This window comes from Haloparvum sedimenti, from assembly GCF_001462205.1.
Classification (GTDB): Archaea; Halobacteriota; Halobacteria; order Halobacteriales; family Haloferacaceae; genus Haloparvum; species Haloparvum sedimenti.
On sequence record NZ_LKIR01000036.1, the window covers coordinates 1 to 3,135 of the forward strand.

Consider the following 3,135-nt stretch of genomic DNA (forward strand, 5'->3'; position numbering starts at 1 on the left):
CCCCGACTGACGATGATGGCGTCGACGTCCTCCGAGCGGTCGAGATGGTGGATGCCGTTCGCGATGGACGTCGGCGCGTTCGACCCCTGGACGGTTGCGTCCTTCACCAGGATGTCGACGGTGGGGTCCTGTCCGTGGATCGCGTTTTGGATGTCGTACCGGGCGTCTCCTTGAAGGGACGTGACGACACCGACCCGCTCCGGGAACGCCGGCGGTTGCTGTTTCTGTTCGTCCTCGAACCAGCCACGCTCTTCGAGTTCGCTTCGCAGTCGCTCGACGGCAGCCGCCTGGTCGCCGTCGCCAACGACGATCACCTCCCACGGTTTGAGGTCGATTTTCCCACCTTCGACCCAGTAATCGATATCGCCCTCGAGGATGACTTCGGTCCCGTCCTCGAGGTCGGCGTCCATCTCCCGGTAGCGGTTCGCCCAGATCATACAGGGGAGCTCGGCCTCGCCGTCGGTGAGCGTGAAGTAGAGCGCCGTGCTGTTCTGGTGGAGGTCGGTGACCTCCCCGATACAGCGGACGCCGTTGAGGGCAGGCGTGTCCTGGACGACCGACGCGATCCGGTCGTTCAGCTGGGACACGCTAAGGACCTCTCTCGCATCGGGTTCGACCGCCTGCCGTTCGGTATCCGGTGCGTCCGCCATCTCCGTTGCCTAACTTCTGAACAGTAACCTCAAAAAGCTACGTTCGAGTGCCGGATGGGCTGCGTTACGCAGGCCTACAGGTCGCGGGGCTGGACCGTCTTCCGGTCGTTGGCCTCGGCACGCTCTGCGGCGTCGTCGAGCAGTTCGGCGACCTCTTCGTTGAGGGCGTCGTAGAAATCTGCCGAGACGTTGTGGTCCGAAAGTGCGTCCTTCACGGCTGCTTTGACGATTAGGTCAGACATTCCATCGCGGACTTCTCTTGTCCACCATATAAAGGTTCGAAGTTCTCACGTAGTCTTCCTGACCAGTCCCGCCGAATTCGCCTCTGAGTACCAGAGAGAACATATGCCACCCCTCAAAAATAGGGAACAGGCAGATGCACGATCTAACTGGGTTCCAGCGGGATATCTTGTACGTAACCACCGGTCTCGAGGAACCACATGGGCTCGCAATCAAGGACGAACTCGACGACTATTACGAGCAGGAGATCAATCATGGCCGCCTCTATCCGAATCTCGACGATCTCGTCAACAAAGGACTGCTGGAGAAGGGCGAACTCGACAAGCGGACGAACGTGTACACAGTCACGCAACGCGGATTGCGGGAAATCGAGGCGCGACGTGAGTGGGAAAGTCAGTATTTAGAAGACGTGAACGCACCCACTCCGTCGTAGAATCATTATAAAAGCGGGACTGCTTTACCCACTTCCCACGAATCCACAGTAAGATGGCTCGGCTCGTCTTCTATCACCACCCACAGGCCGAGAATTTCTCACTCAAATATAGCTCGGCATCGGTGGCAGAGATCCTGTCTCAGCGAGAGCAATCCGACGAGTCGACAAAGCTCATCGGGTACCCCTTTGAAACACCGGTCTATGTGCTCTACGAAGGCGATTCAGAGATCGAATCAGCCCGAGAGGTCGACTTCGATCAGGAATGGCTGAGCGACCGTATTCGTGACCTCCCCCGTGCTGGGCAGGTTGTCGCATTCCGATTAGTAGAGTTGCTCGAAGCCGCGGTCGATGTTCGAGATGAGGATGAGTTCCGGCTCTACAAGGAGTTCGAACCGCAAAAGATCCAGCAGGCACTCGATCACGTCTCCTGGGGAGCACCACTTCCGACCGTCGCTGGAGAGGTGATGTCGAATTTGATTCTCCGACATTCCCTCCCGAATGCGAATCATCGAACTGGCATCGCGATGCTGCAGTTCTGTATTGAGGGTGTGGACCCGGATTTTGAGATGCCACGAACACACGTCGACGACGATTCCTGGCGAGAGTGGGTCGATCCCTATATCGTCGATTCCAAACGGCTCATTACTGTCCGCCGGAACAACCTCCGTTTCAAGCAACTCGAAGAGCTGGACGTCGACCTCGTCGAACGGAAAGATGGGATCCAAATCCGATTAGCCGAGTTCGAGCTGGATATGCACTGGCGAGAAGCCCTCTCAGAGTATGCTGGGCAGCACGAATCCCACTGTACGGACTTCGCGCAGGCAGTTCTCGAACGAGCAGGACGGGACGATCTACTTGACCGTCAAGGACCAACGAAACAAGAGTTCATCACGTATCTGGAGAACGGACTGGTCGAACGAGACTTCAGAGAAATGTTCTGATCAGTCGCGAAGCTCGGCGACCGACTGACCAACCTCACGGACGTGTTCACTTCGCTCGAGGTCGAGTTCCTCGGCGAGGTAGTCAACCGTTTCTTCGAGGCTCATATCGGAATGAAGTCCGTCTAACGGTATAAACCTAGTGCTGGTGCAACAATGTAGCCCATCAGAGGAAGCGTCTGTGTATACCAAACTACGTACCCCTCGAGAAAACTGTGGAATCGGTGACTGCATAGCGATACCCACCGAAATCACGCAGTGTCGCCATTTGCTGTCCATCAACCGAACTCAATTGAAAGAAGCTCCGAAGCGATCGGGAGCGTTTCAGTCTGCAGGTTGTGCGTCAGTCGCTGGTGTCCCGCTTGGAAGCTCGGGGATGGACAGGTCCACGCGGCGGAGCAGCTGGGCGTTGATCGCGACGATTACTGTACTCAACGACATCAGAAGCGCACCCACAGCCGGGGATAGCAGAATCCCAATCGGTGCCAACACGCCTGCTGCAAGCGGAATCGCGAAGATGTTGTAGCCGGCCGCCCAGACGATGTTCTCCTGCATCTTCCGGTAGCTCGCCTTACTGAGTTTCACCAGCCGAACGACGTCCATCGGGTTGTTCTGCACGAGGATGACGTCCGCCGACTGGACCGCAACGTCGGTACCGCTCCCGATTGCGATGCCGACGTCGGCCCGCGTCAGCGCCGGCGCATCGTTCACACCGTCGCCGACCATCCCCACGAGCTTGCCCTGGTCCTGGAGCTCCTGGACTTTCTTGTCCTTGTCTTCGGGGAGGACTTCCGCGAACACCGTGTCGATGCCCAGTTCGTCGGCGACAGCGTTGGCGACGTCCTGCGAATCGCCGGTCAGCATCGCCACCTCG

General features: G+C 57.8%; 5 protein-coding genes. 2 read left to right on the forward strand and 3 right to left on the reverse strand.

Going from position 1 to position 3,135, the window contains the following annotated elements; translation table 11 throughout:
• Both AN233_RS01895 and AN233_RS01900 read right to left on the reverse strand, forming a co-directional pair.
• Positions 1–650 (reverse strand): exodeoxyribonuclease VII large subunit (locus AN233_RS01895; protein ID WP_176696606.1); only part of this gene is annotated, 650 nt, incomplete at its 3' end.
• Between the two features lie 74 nt (positions 651–724).
• The gene (locus tag AN233_RS01900) at positions 725–892 is read right to left on the reverse strand and encodes a DNA-binding protein (protein ID WP_004048632.1); all 168 of its coding nucleotides are present in this window, start codon (positions 890–892) and stop codon (positions 725–727) included.
• Positions 893–1,026: 134 nt separating this feature from the next.
• Between AN233_RS01900 and AN233_RS01905 the strand changes: the two genes are divergently transcribed.
• Together AN233_RS01905 and AN233_RS01910 are read left to right on the forward strand one after the other, a co-directional pair.
• The gene (locus tag AN233_RS01905; RefSeq protein WP_006183479.1) at positions 1,027–1,323 is read left to right on the forward strand and encodes a PadR family transcriptional regulator; all 297 of its coding nucleotides are present in this window, start codon (positions 1,027–1,029) and stop codon (positions 1,321–1,323) included.
• Between the two features lie 53 nt (positions 1,324–1,376).
• Positions 1,377–2,264, forward strand: coding sequence for a hypothetical protein (locus AN233_RS01910; protein ID WP_058365179.1), 888 nt, complete (start codon positions 1,377–1,379; stop codon positions 2,262–2,264).
• Positions 2,265–2,585: 321 nt separating this feature from the next.
• On the opposite strand, the gene AN233_RS01915 is transcribed toward AN233_RS01910, so the two are convergent.
• Positions 2,586–3,135 (reverse strand): HAD-IC family P-type ATPase (locus AN233_RS01915; RefSeq protein WP_125919953.1); only part of this gene is annotated, 550 nt, incomplete at its 5' end.